This window comes from Paenibacillus taichungensis, from assembly GCF_013359905.1.
GTDB lineage: Bacteria > Bacillota > Bacilli > Paenibacillales > Paenibacillaceae > Paenibacillus > Paenibacillus taichungensis.
The window spans coordinates 345,567-356,796 of sequence record NZ_JABMCC010000118.1 but is presented as its reverse complement, the minus strand read 5'-3'; the positions used below and the strand labels follow the sequence as shown (position 1 = coordinate 356,796).

Genomic DNA, 11,230 nt, shown 5'->3' with positions numbered 1-11,230 from the left:
CGTGATCCAATGCGAAGGACTTGTCAAAATTTTTAAATCCAGCGATGTGGAAGTCGTTGCCCTTCAAGGTCTCAATCTGACTGTCAATCAAGGTGAAATGATGGCCATTATCGGTAACAGTGGTAGTGGTAAATCCACATTGCTCAACATTCTGGGTGGACTTGATCGTCCAACAGCTGGTACAGCCGTTGTCGGGGATTGGGATTTGCTGAAAATGACAGATGCCCAATTGGTGGAGTACAAACGTCACACCGTAGGGTTCATTTGGCAAAATAACGGCCGTAACCTGCTGCCATACCTTACAGCACTGGAAAACGTGGAAACGCCCATGATTTTGGGAGGCAAGAGAGATCGCGCCTATGCCATGCAGCTGCTGGAGTGGGTTGGACTGAAGGATCGCATGCACAACAAGCTGCATCAATTATCCGGTGGGGAGCAGCAGCGGGTGGCAATTGCCATCTCGCTATCGAATCGCCCCAAGCTGCTGCTTGCCGATGAGCCAACAGGTTCGGTGGATTCAGAGACATGTGATACCATCATGGGCATTTTTCGCAAAATGAACAAGGAGCTCGGGGTCACGATTGTAATTGTTACTCATGATCTAACCCTTGCTGGTAAGGTGGACCGCATCGTGGCGATTCGGGACGGTTTGACTAGCACCGAGTTTGTGAAACGCAATCCGAATCTGGATGACGAACATGGCTTATCGGAGGCTGGAGCCCCGGATATTCATGAAGCTTTTGTCATTATTGACCGGGCGGGACGTCTTCAGGTGCCCAAGGAGTATCTGGAGGCGCTGTCCATTGATAATCGTGCCACATTGGAATTTGACGGTGAACGTATTGTCATTACACCGCCAAGATAATTTTAGAGGGGGAATTGGGAGATGAAGAACAGGTTTTGGGGAAAACGGGTGCTAGCCGTGCTGGCTACAGCCAGTCTGGCTTTGCCGCTGCTTGCGGGTTGTACAGCGAGTGAGTCCAAGGATAACGAGCAGCGTGTACTGCGTGTAGCGACGTTATGGGGGGGGCAGGATGACAGTTATTTCCGTCAGCAGTTTACCGATGCTTTTGAACTGACACATCCAAATATAACGATTGAAGTTGTACCAGCGGTAGATCAGGGCAGCATGTATGGGTATGGTAACCAGGAAGAACAGCAGGACATTCCGGATACGATGGAAAGCTTGAAGAAGATTATGACAGGAGATAACCCGGTAGACGTCATCGTGGCTGATACGGCGACAGTCAAGTCGTTAATTCAGGAAAACATGGTGAAACAACTGGACCCACTGATGCAGGAAGACAAGTTTGATACTACGGATATTGTGCCAAGTGTTCTCGAAGGAATCAAGGATTTGGGAGATCAGAGCATCTACGCTTTGACGCCAACGTTTTCCTCTTCAGCTTTGTTCTATAACAAGGGTATGTTTGAAAAAGCAGGCGTTGAGCCTCCAACGGATAACATGACTTGGGATGATATTTTCAACTTGGGTACACGCCTTACCAAAGGTGAAGGAAAAGACCATGTATTTGGTTTCTCTTTCAGTACCTATCAAGGCGGTTCTCCATACTATACGATGTCGCAGTATTATAACTCTTTGCAGCTGAAAATTTTTGATGACAAAGCGGAGAAAATGACTGTAGATTCTCCTCAGTGGGAGAAAGTATGGAGCACGATAAGCAAACTCGCCTTAGATAAAGTCATCCCTAAAGGAGACGAACCGCAGGATAATCAGGATGAGAGTGGACGTTATAATCCGCTTCAGGGTGATCTGTTCCTGAGTAGCAAAACAGCCATGGTGATTGGAGATTACAGTTACATTAATCAATTGATTGATGCCAATAAAAATGCGGATAAAATGAAAGGTTTTACGAAGGTAGACTGGGATGTTGTCACTCCTCCAGTGCATCCGGAGGCTCCTGAAATTGGAGGCAATATTTATCTGAGCAACCTTATGGCCATTAATAGTTCAGCTCAGAACCCTGATGATGCGTGGGAATTGATCAAGTATATGAACAGTGAAGATTGGGCGAAGATCAAAGCGCGCAGCAGTTACGAGATGGTTTCTCGGAAAAGCTTCATTAAACCGAAGGATGGTTTGGATTACAACATTCAGGCATTCTATACATTGAAACCTGTACCTCCGACTAATACGAACTTGGATAAAATGTATCAAAAAATGCCGAACCTGTGGCAAGTAAGTGATAAGGGTATGGAATACTTCAATCAAGTTCTTGCGAACAAAAAAACACCAAAAGAAGCGCTTGGTGAATGGGCAGCCAAAGGGAACGAGATGCTGGAGAAATTGAAAAAGAACCCTAAAGCCACGTTTCAATAAAAGTTAGATGATCTTGTAATAAAATCATAGATGCAGCCGCTGGAGATTTATATCTTCGGCGGCTATTTTTATGGAATTGGGGTATTCTACAAAAGCAGGGATAAATGATGACTTCAAGAAAGGACGAGTGGAATGCACTGGGTATATTTCAGCAAATTGTATGCAACCAAATTTCAGGCAGGGTGTCTTGCAAAACGGATGGAGCAGGATGGGTGGATTTATGGCCATAACGAGCCGGCTGAAGTGGAAGTATATCGTTCAAAAAAGGGAAGATATGGCGTGCGCTTTATCCCCTAAACATTACCCCTTGACTTAATGGGTGGGTATGGTGTATATTAATTAAGTCGCTGTTTTAATATTTCTTACTGACGCGGGGTGGAGCAGCCCGGTAGCTCGTCGGGCTCATAACCCGAAGGCCGCAGGTTCAAATCCTGCCCCCGCAATTTAGTTTTACTGGATGATTCACAGCCATCATCTGAACGTTATACATTTTTGTTCAGGGCCCTTAGCTCAGTTGGTTAGAGCGGTCGGCTCATAACCGATTGGTCACAGGTTCGAGTCCTGTAGGGCCCATTCTCTCAAAACCCTTGCGTAGCAAGGGTTTTTTTCTATTGTTACAAACTCAAAATAAATACTAACTGAGCCTGGAACAAGCCTGCAAAAGCCCGATGGTGATCATCATCATCATTCTTTGCTGTTTTATCAAGGCTTTTTTGTTGTGTTCTCCTTTAACAAAGAACCGGTACTACTTTAAATGATAGGCGCGTACAAATAGTGTAGTTAATTTGCGGTTCAAAGAGGAGGGATGGTTCGATTGCCAAACTCTACAGGATTGATTTACAATTCACCAACAGGTGCAAGTATGGCTACTCAGATTCTTGTAACTTGTTTAAATGATTCACTTAATATTCCTGTGAATATCGAGATTGAAGCGTTTAAGTGGGACACTACTCAGAATGCCAGAATTCCAATTGGGCACGATTTATTTCAATTAGGACCCCAAGCTTCTCGGACCTTGATTTATGCGCTGAATGGTGCAGCTTTTTATGAAGTCCAAGCGGACTACTTTAGTGCTACGAGTACGATCATTCATGTGTACGGCATTGATTCTATGGGTGAGATTATTCAACGCGTTTTACAGTCTGAAATGATATGGGTTGACCGATTTACGAATATTCCTTAACTTACGAATTGGAGGTGAGTGGTTTGCCCGTTGTAAATATTACAGGAGCACTTGGTGGAAATCAGTTCGAACCTTCTATTGCTACCAACGAATTGCTTCCCAATATCATGTGTGCGGTTGCAGTAGATACAAGTACAGGCCCTACGCTCATTGGGTTTTACCGTTCAATTGATACTGGGCAGACATGGACAACGACAATTTTGCAGCAACCTGCCGGATATGCTGGCGCCGAAGCACCAACCATTGATTACACATTTCCGAGTACGTTCATAGTGACAGTCCATATATTTAACGGTGATAATGACGGTACAATTATTAGTTACACGTCCCTAGATGATGGGGTGACTTGGACTCCTCCCGTGTTTGTGAACAGGGGATATGGTCTTATCGTTCATAATGATGAACCGTATATTGCAGTGGATCGAACACCTGGAAGTCCTTATCGGGGCAACGCGTATGTGGGGTACACACCTCTCGCTACCTTGGCATCGTCCATTTTTTTGCAGAGATCATTAGATCAGGGTACAACGTGGCAGACTCCAAGCCGAATTTCAAGCCCGAGAGGTTTTCATGATAGAAGTGCTATAGCTATAGGTTTTACAGGTGAGGTATATGCAGGATATATTACTACGGGTCCGGACAGTCCGTACGCTTTACTTCGCATCTCGTACGATGGAGGGGCTACGTTTCAGCCACCTATTCAACAACAATCCACGTTGATCGCTTCTGTTGTGCCTGCACCATCTCCCTTACCTGTCACGAATTATGCTTTTCGAGTTCAGACGAACCTGGGCTTGGGAGCTGACATATCCAATGGAACCTTTAGTGGGACGGTCTATGCAACCTGGAATGATGCGCGGAATGGATACACCGACATTTTTCTATGCAGTTCACCGGATGGGCTTCTATGGTCAGATCCCGTTAGCATTACCGGAGCACCTGCTGGGTCACAAAATTTCTTCCCCTCCATCACCGTATCGCCATTCACAGGAACTGTAAGGGTTATTTATTATTCCAATCAAATTGACGGGTTTCTTTTAGATGTGTTTGTGGCTGAATCGTTTGACGGAGGAGCAACCTTCGCAAATCGCAGACTCACGACGACTTCATTTAATCCTAATGGCAATTCCTCTACACCTACAGTATTAATTGGTGATTATATCACCGCTACAACGTATGCTCCCGATAATTTGGCAGCAGTTTGGATGGCAACCACACCGCCCACTGGAAAATTGGACGTTTATTTTGGAAGTTGATGAATTCCAAGTTATGATGAGAATATTTCAAATAAACAACGGTAAGAAAGCTCTGTTGGCACAATGCTACGGAGCTTTCTTTGACAGGCTCATGTGAACGAACTTGCAAACGAAACTGATACCATAAATATATGGTATCATTGTTAAAATATATGTTGTAAAGGTGGTGACAACTTAAAGTTATGAATGGTGCTAGTGCTGTCAGTTTTGTAGGGATTTTAACTATATTTATTTTCATTGGTTTGGTTGGTCTGATTTTATATGCTGTGTTTTCTATGGCAATAAAAAGATCTGGTTTAAGAGAGGAAATCTCAGGTTTGAAACAAGAGATTCGATTATTAAAAAAGAAATTGGAGAAAAACGAGCATAAACTTGAATAGTTATTCTAAAATGACGAATATCCAAAAATGAAGATAGTATATTCAATCAGAATGAAGTCGCTAATTTGCAAAATTTGAAAGATAAACGATAGAGGCACTGCCGTAGCAATACGGGCAGTGTCCTTTTAGTGTGCCTTTTTTTCAGAATATCAGTGTCTGTCCATGCCATATAGGAAATCTCACATATACTATCATATTCCAAACAATAGGAGGTAGATTTCATGAGCCAATTTATTGATGCGAGAACGTCCCAGAATGCTAGTTTGGCGAACTCCATTGCAATACCGATTCTTGTTACTAATACGCCACAATTATTTGGCCAGATTGGACTTGTAACTAGCGCGGGTATTGGTGCTAATCCGAGGGTGCAATTCAAAGGAACCGTTTCAGTTCAACTTCCCTTGGCCCTCGTTGGAATAACGATAACGATTGTCAGAGGAACCTTGGCAACGGACCCTGTCATCTATTCTGCAACGTCTACGTTCAGCTTGAGCATTCTGGCTCCTCAGATCATTACGTTCTCTGCGGATGATTTCAATCCACCAGTCACACCTCAATTGACGTACACTGCATTCGTCAGCTCTAACTTGCTGGGTACGATTCGTGTAGGTCCAGAGAACTTTGATGGAGTCTTGTATTCGGACTAAACTTTGAGCGCCCTTGCCAACAGTTCGTTATAAATGAAGCATAAATGTATTAACGAATATGGCCTACCTTGAGAAAGGTAGGTTTTTTCTATTTTACAGGAGTGCGGTTTAGCACTTCATTGGATCAGGCATCGTTTATGATATAATGCGTTAGAGATTAAGGGAACGGTCTATGAGTGCATGGGATTGTAAGTCCAAAAAGTCGATGAAATTATGAATGGAAAGCAGGTTTTCAACCAATGATGCAAAACGAAGGACAACGATTCCGCTTCAGTGAAGCTCCGGTATGGGACTGGCAGCGGGCATACTATGAACAGAAAGGACTGCACGCTTGGACCGAGAATCAGGTTCCGCAATATATTACGAGTAACCCCATGATTGCAACGGCGTATGCAGAGATGATTTTTGGTTTTCTTCAAGATCTCGCCAACAAAGGAAAGACGGCTGAGACGGTGATCATTCTGGAACTTGGAGCGGGCGTAGGCCGCTTGGCTTACCAAATTCTGCTCAAACTGACAGAGTTGAAAGATTTTGCAGGCGTGGAGCTGCCTGCTTTTCGATATGTAATGACCGATCTGGTCGAAGATAATGTATTGGGCTGGAGAGAGCATCCGTCTATGCAATCCTTTATTGACCAAGGAATACTGGATTTTGCACGTTTTGACGCGATACAGGACACTGAGTTGGATCTGGTAGTGGCGGATACAGTTATTCGACCAGGCGATCTGAAGCAACCTTTGCTGTTGATTGCCAATTACTTTTTTGACAGCATTCCACAGGAATTAATTTATGTCGGTGAGGGTGAGATATATGAGTGTGACGTACTGGTCCAATCTCCAAAATCTCCTCTTCATTCGGAGCCTGCCGAGTTACTGCAAAACATGATACTGAGTTATGAATACCGCCGTGCACCTGAGTACAGTGCAGAAGACTATCCCTATCAAGGGCTTATCGCTCTGTACAAGGAAGAGTTGGAGGATTCGCACATTATGTTCCCGGCAATCGGTCTGTCCTGTCTCGAACGATTAAACAAGTTATCAGAGTCGGGATATGTGTTGATTACTGCGGACAAAGGGGACCATCGACTGGACAACTGGAAGTTTGCCGAGCCGCCTGAATTCGTACTTCATGGGAGTTTTTCTTTAACGGCGAATTATCATGCCATTCAATATGTATTGGAAGGGCAAGGAGCCCACACTCGCTTTACAACACATCATTATAAGGATCTGAACGTTGGATGTATGTTGATGGTGGACGAACCGTTAGGGTACGTGAACACACGGTTGGCGTATCACCGATTTGTTGAACGTTTTGGACCCGATGATTTCTTTAGTATGAAAGAATGGATGGATCATCAGGTAGAGCGAATGGAACTGAAGCAGATTATACCATTCTGGCGTCTGGGCGGATATGATGCTGAGTTTTTGATTCATAGTGCCAACCGAATTTCGAACCTTCTACCGGATGCAAGCGACGAGGAAATGCTTGATATTCAGTCTGGGATTCACATCATGTGGTCTTCATATTATGTAATGGAGCGGCTAGGAGATGTAGCGTTCCTTGCAGGTCAGTTGTTATATGGGATGTACATGTATGAGGACGCCAAGCGATTTCTGGAGCTGTCGTTAGGTGCTGATTCAAGTAAACAAGACTCAGCGGTGCTGTACGACTTGGCCGTGTGTTGTTATGAACTTGAACTGGAAGAAGAAACACTGGCTTACACGCGGAAAGTACTGGCTTTGGAACCTGATCATGAAGAGGCAATGGATTTGCTGAAAAGCTTCGAATGACTATAAAGATTGAAACTTACTTCTCTTCATCGTATTATTAGGATGATCACACAAAAATTTCCTGTATACGGAAGAGGAGATGAGTACATGAAGAAGGTTCTGACCATTTTGCTTTATCCACTTGCGGCGGTTGTGGGAGCGTTGGGCACGAATTCAGCTGCGGCTGGCGATATGGTACTTTTTGCGAAAGATATAGCTACAGATCGAGGTTATGACGGGCAGGAGATTTATGATAGAATTGAACACAGAAACTCCTAACTACATATCATTTAAACTGTAAAAGTAATTGTTAGATTAGCGTTATTCCAAAGACAATTACTCTTGAAGCGAAGTGTGATGAGCAGGAATCCTGCCTGTACAGCAGCCTTTAAGCCGGTTTCGTACCTGATACAGGTATGAACCGGTTTTTTTCATGAATGGGGGATAAACGTTGAAGATTATTATTGGACAACCCAGGTTGGAACAACAATTGCTGCAGCTGGAGGCGGAATTGAAACAACATCCAGAAGTGGATGTGTTACTCTTTCCTGAGGGCTACTTGAATCAGAATGTGGAAGAGGCTAGACGTCTGGCGGCTGTATATGGAACGATGATTGTGTCAGGTCATCGCAGGTTGGATGAACGTCCCAAGGACCGTGCGATCATCATTAACAAAGCTGGGGAGACTGTATTGGAGAAAGCTAAGTATACCGCTGCTGAGGTCGTTAAGGAACAGGACTGGACCATAAGCACATTGTTATGTGACGAACTGGTGCTGCAAGGATTTCGCAATGAGAATATTGGCAGAGTGGATATCATTATGCATTCCATTGGTGTGGGGATGTTCAGTGAAGAGCAGTATACTGAGTGGATTGAAGAAGCACGGCGGATGGCGATACAAAATCATTGCATTGTTATGGGGATCAGCCATGCGGACGGTTCATATCGTGACAGTGAAATTTCAATACCAATCGCCTATTGCATTGCCCCGGATGGTCAAGTGGTCTTGGCGTCCAGAAACGATACGCGTACTCGTTTGATTGTCCTGGAGAAGCAAAATACTGCAGACCTCTATCGTGAAGTATCAGGAAATCATGTGAACATTCAAGTCATTCCTTTGGCATCATTCAACTGACAGAATACACAATGATTGGGCCGGTTAGCTTGCCGTATAGCCCGGTCATTCTTATTCGACTCGACATATGTTATGGCATACCTTGAAATTTAAAGGAGGCCAATCAAATGAGTCAAGTTGGATACGGTTGTGGCGGCAATGTTGGTGGATTTGGCGGATGGACTTCCACAAGCGCAATTCTCGTACTCTTCATCCTGCTCGTAATCATCACTAAATCTTTCTGGCTGTAAGCCACTGTAGAACAAAGTGAGATCCTGGTTACGTGTATGCTCCGCTGAGACTTCAGCGGGGCTTTTCTGCGTTTCTATGAAAAAAATGATATGATGAAAGAGATTTGACAACCGAAAACAATGTGCTTAAAATCACATAAGAGACTAATAATAGAGATTGAAGGGATAGCAATGCCGTTTATTCGTTTTAAAGGATTCACAGGACCCCAACTGGAGGAAGTTGTACCCCGCATCACGGAGCAATTTGCGTTGATTACCAATATTCCGCGGGAGAGAATGAAGGCAGAACGTCATGACGTACAAGCCCTTACTGCTTCTCCGGCTTCAGTAGAGATCTTGATGTTCCAACGTGATCAGGAGATTCATAATCGGATTGCTTCCTCAATGCAGGTTATTTTGGAAGAAGCGGATTTGCCTGATGTTCATATTTTCTTCAATATACTGTCACCAGCGTTGTATTATAAACAGGGCAAACCGTTGACAGATTACCGATTGGATTGAGAATAAAATGGCTGCTCCGATGATATTCGGAAGCAGCGGAGACGAGCAGATGTGTGCTCGTCTTTTTTTGATTCAATCATTTACTCTTTAATTCGATTTAACCGGAAAGAGCAAAGGGAGGAAATGATGAATAAGGCACCGCCAATCAAATACACCAGCCGAACCCCCATTTGGTCAGCGATCAGACCGAAGACTACCGTAGATATGCTCATGGCAGTGGATAGAACAATCCCATGCGCTGCGTATACCTTGGACAAAAATTCGACGGGCACACTGCTCTGAAAAGCAGTTTGCTGTGCAATATCGCGGATCTGATAAGCAGGACCCATAAGCACACACAATACCAGAGCAAGCCAAGGAAGGCTGTTTAAACCGTATGCGATGGTCAGCAAGCTGAAGAGAAGAGAACCTATGGCCATACTGGAGATCAGGTGCTTCTGTATACGAGAGGCCAGGGCAATGGCCAAAATTCCCCCAAGAATGGTGCCGGCAGAATAGCTGGAGTTGATAAGTCCCCACCAACCTTCCTCTTGGCCCAAAGCTTCTTTCACAAAAGCAAGCGTGATAGCGCCGATCCAGATGGAGCCAGCAAGTCCTTCAACCAGGTCCATGAACGTTATCAGGCGCAACGACCGATTTTTCCAAAGAATAAGCCAACCTTCCCTTAATACATCCCATCTGGAAGTCGATTTCTCGACTTTCTCCTGAATATCGTGGGTAAGTGAACTGATCGTAATCATTAGCAGCAGGACAGCCCAGGATAAGCTTGTAGCCGCCCAGAATGTTTGTGAAGCGCCCCAGTGCATCACGATGAATCCTGTCATCGCATATCCAATGATCGTCACGGTCTGAGTAGAGAACGAGAGAAAACTATTCGCCTTCACCAGATCTTCTCCTTGAACCAATCGTGGAGTTAATGTGTTTATTAATGGAGATTCCCATCCATCCAGGAACGAGAGGATCGCTGTTCCCACAAGCAGGAGAGGAATGTGTGCAGTGAGATCGGTAAATGCAATGGCGATTCCGGTAATCATCAAAGTTTTGGCTAAAGGAATGCTAATAATCAGCTTGGAGAATGCGAAACGGTTCACAAGCAGTGGTGTAGTAAGCCCTGCGACGATACGCGCTGACATTTGAATGAATGGAAACATCGCAGCGTAAAAGACAGACCCAGTCTGACCGTAAATAAACGTCGTGATAACCATGATATATATAACATTAATGAGAGAAAGCAGCGTTTTGGCAGCCCAATATGGATAAAATGCGATGTTCATGCTAAGGTGTCCTTTCCACAACGATATTTATATATTACGGGGATCGTTGCAAACGCACCACAAACAAAGTTGTCATTTTCCCGTCATTGAAACAGCAAAAAAAGCAGCTGTCCCAAGGGACAGCTGCCATTCTGGTTTCTATAATTCAAGCCACAACGAGCGTAAAAGCGATAAGCAGCATCAACAGACTGGTCATTCTGGTCATCGCCATATAAGGTCTGCTGGGCTCAGCTTCTCCCCGGGAAATCCAGCCATAACGCAAGTACCAGCCAAATTTCGGGAAGCACAGATTAATGATACAAAGTGTCATGAATATAAAAAAGAGGGTTCGCATACCCGATCTTCCTTCCTCATTTACATGACCGGATTAAAATTAACGTTTACGTCTTGTGAAAAAGAAAACAAGCAAAATAATAATAATGACGATTAATAAAAATTTCATAAGTGGCCCTCCTGATGACATGATAAGTATTTGTGAATGTATTTATCAGATATTACCCAAGGAACACATGAC

The 11,230-nt window shown here is 44.2% G+C and carries 14 protein-coding genes and 2 tRNA genes; 14 read left to right on the top strand and 2 right to left on the bottom strand.

Annotation, left to right across the window (positions count from 1 at the left end; genetic code table 11):
- The first annotated feature begins 1 nt into the window (after position 1).
- The 14 genes from HP548_RS24870 (at position 2) to HP548_RS24805 (ending at position 9,442) form a co-directional block, all read left to right on the top strand.
- The gene (locus tag HP548_RS24870; protein ID WP_063567873.1) at positions 2 to 865 is read left to right on the top strand and encodes an ABC transporter ATP-binding protein; all 864 of its coding nucleotides are present in this window, start codon (positions 2 to 4) and stop codon (positions 863 to 865) included.
- Positions 866 to 886: 21 nt separating this feature from the next.
- Positions 887 to 2,341 (top strand): ABC transporter substrate-binding protein, encoded by a 1,455-nt coding sequence (locus HP548_RS24865; RefSeq protein WP_076288152.1) that lies wholly within the window; start codon positions 887 to 889, stop codon positions 2,339 to 2,341.
- A 132-nt stretch (positions 2,342 to 2,473) separates the two neighbouring features.
- Positions 2,474 to 2,638 carry a hypothetical protein gene (locus tag HP548_RS24860; RefSeq protein ID WP_167666091.1) on the top strand — a complete coding sequence of 55 codons (165 nt, stop codon included), beginning with the start codon at positions 2,474 to 2,476 and terminating at the stop codon, positions 2,636 to 2,638.
- Between the two features lie 72 nt (positions 2,639 to 2,710).
- Positions 2,711 to 2,784, top strand: a tRNA-Met gene (locus HP548_RS24855).
- Between the two features lie 56 nt (positions 2,785 to 2,840).
- A tRNA-Ile gene (locus HP548_RS24850) sits at positions 2,841 to 2,914 on the top strand.
- Positions 2,915 to 3,155: 241 nt separating this feature from the next.
- Positions 3,156 to 3,524: a hypothetical protein gene (locus tag HP548_RS24845; RefSeq protein WP_175383147.1), complete on the top strand. Its 369-nt coding sequence runs from the start codon at positions 3,156 to 3,158 to the stop codon at positions 3,522 to 3,524.
- 23 nt (positions 3,525 to 3,547) lie between these two features.
- A complete protein-coding gene (locus HP548_RS24840; RefSeq protein WP_076288154.1) occupies positions 3,548 to 4,780 on the top strand; it encodes a sialidase family protein in 1,233 nt (410 codons plus the stop codon).
- Between the two features lie 182 nt (positions 4,781 to 4,962).
- Positions 4,963 to 5,160 (top strand): hypothetical protein, encoded by a 198-nt coding sequence (locus tag HP548_RS24835; protein ID WP_175383146.1) that lies wholly within the window; start codon positions 4,963 to 4,965, stop codon positions 5,158 to 5,160.
- A gap of 221 nt (positions 5,161 to 5,381) precedes the next feature.
- Positions 5,382 to 5,807: a hypothetical protein gene (locus HP548_RS24830; RefSeq protein ID WP_076288156.1), complete on the top strand. Its 426-nt coding sequence runs from the start codon at positions 5,382 to 5,384 to the stop codon at positions 5,805 to 5,807.
- A 239-nt stretch (positions 5,808 to 6,046) separates the two neighbouring features.
- Entirely contained in the window at positions 6,047 to 7,597 is a 1,551-nt protein-coding gene (locus HP548_RS24825; protein ID WP_175383145.1) for a tetratricopeptide repeat protein, read from the top strand.
- Between the two features lie 87 nt (positions 7,598 to 7,684).
- Complete coding sequence (locus tag HP548_RS24820; protein ID WP_175383144.1) at positions 7,685 to 7,855, top strand: hypothetical protein; 171 nt, start codon at positions 7,685 to 7,687, stop codon at positions 7,853 to 7,855.
- A gap of 172 nt (positions 7,856 to 8,027) precedes the next feature.
- On the top strand, positions 8,028 to 8,711 hold the full coding sequence (locus tag HP548_RS24815) for a hypothetical protein (protein WP_175383143.1): 684 nt from the start codon (positions 8,028 to 8,030) through the stop codon (positions 8,709 to 8,711).
- Between the two features lie 107 nt (positions 8,712 to 8,818).
- Positions 8,819 to 8,941 carry a sporulation protein YjcZ gene (locus HP548_RS24810; RefSeq protein WP_083678795.1) on the top strand — a complete coding sequence of 41 codons (123 nt, stop codon included), beginning with the start codon at positions 8,819 to 8,821 and terminating at the stop codon, positions 8,939 to 8,941.
- Between the two features lie 171 nt (positions 8,942 to 9,112).
- Positions 9,113 to 9,442, top strand: coding sequence for a DUF1904 family protein (locus HP548_RS24805; protein WP_175383142.1), 330 nt, complete (start codon positions 9,113 to 9,115; stop codon positions 9,440 to 9,442).
- Between the two features lie 80 nt (positions 9,443 to 9,522).
- Here HP548_RS24805 and HP548_RS24800 read toward each other — a convergent pair whose 3' ends face one another.
- Together HP548_RS24800 and HP548_RS24795 are read right to left on the bottom strand one after the other, a co-directional pair.
- On the bottom strand, positions 9,523 to 10,716 hold the full coding sequence (locus HP548_RS24800; protein ID WP_175383141.1) for an MFS transporter: 1,194 nt from the start codon (positions 10,714 to 10,716) through the stop codon (positions 9,523 to 9,525).
- A gap of 145 nt (positions 10,717 to 10,861) precedes the next feature.
- Positions 10,862 to 11,050: a DUF6199 family natural product biosynthesis protein gene (locus HP548_RS24795; protein WP_053784205.1), complete on the bottom strand. Its 189-nt coding sequence runs from the start codon at positions 11,048 to 11,050 to the stop codon at positions 10,862 to 10,864.
- Between the last annotated feature and the right edge of the window lie 180 nt (positions 11,051 to 11,230).

What these genes read in the sequence shown, in the direction of transcription:
- HP548_RS24820 (WP_175383144.1), top strand. Translation starts at nt 7,685, where the DNA reads ATGAAGAAGGTTCTGACCATTTTGCTTTATCCACTTGCGGCGGTTGTG.
- HP548_RS24800 (WP_175383141.1), bottom strand. Translation starts at nt 10,716, where the DNA reads ATGAACATCGCATTTTATCCATATTGGGCTGCCAAAACGCTGCTTTCT.
- HP548_RS24805 (WP_175383142.1), top strand. Translation starts at nt 9,113, where the DNA reads ATGCCGTTTATTCGTTTTAAAGGATTCACAGGACCCCAACTGGAGGAA.
- HP548_RS24825 (WP_175383145.1), top strand. Translation starts at nt 6,047, where the DNA reads ATGATGCAAAACGAAGGACAACGATTCCGCTTCAGTGAAGCTCCGGTA.
- HP548_RS24865 (WP_076288152.1), top strand. Translation starts at nt 887, where the DNA reads ATGAAGAACAGGTTTTGGGGAAAACGGGTGCTAGCCGTGCTGGCTACA.
- HP548_RS24830 (WP_076288156.1), top strand. Translation starts at nt 5,382, where the DNA reads ATGAGCCAATTTATTGATGCGAGAACGTCCCAGAATGCTAGTTTGGCG.
- HP548_RS24835 (WP_175383146.1), top strand. Translation starts at nt 4,963, where the DNA reads ATGAATGGTGCTAGTGCTGTCAGTTTTGTAGGGATTTTAACTATATTT.
- HP548_RS24810 (WP_083678795.1), top strand. Translation starts at nt 8,819, where the DNA reads ATGAGTCAAGTTGGATACGGTTGTGGCGGCAATGTTGGTGGATTTGGC.
- HP548_RS24795 (WP_053784205.1), bottom strand. Translation starts at nt 11,050, where the DNA reads ATGCGAACCCTCTTTTTTATATTCATGACACTTTGTATCATTAATCTG.
- HP548_RS24860 (WP_167666091.1), top strand. Translation starts at nt 2,474, where the DNA reads ATGCACTGGGTATATTTCAGCAAATTGTATGCAACCAAATTTCAGGCA.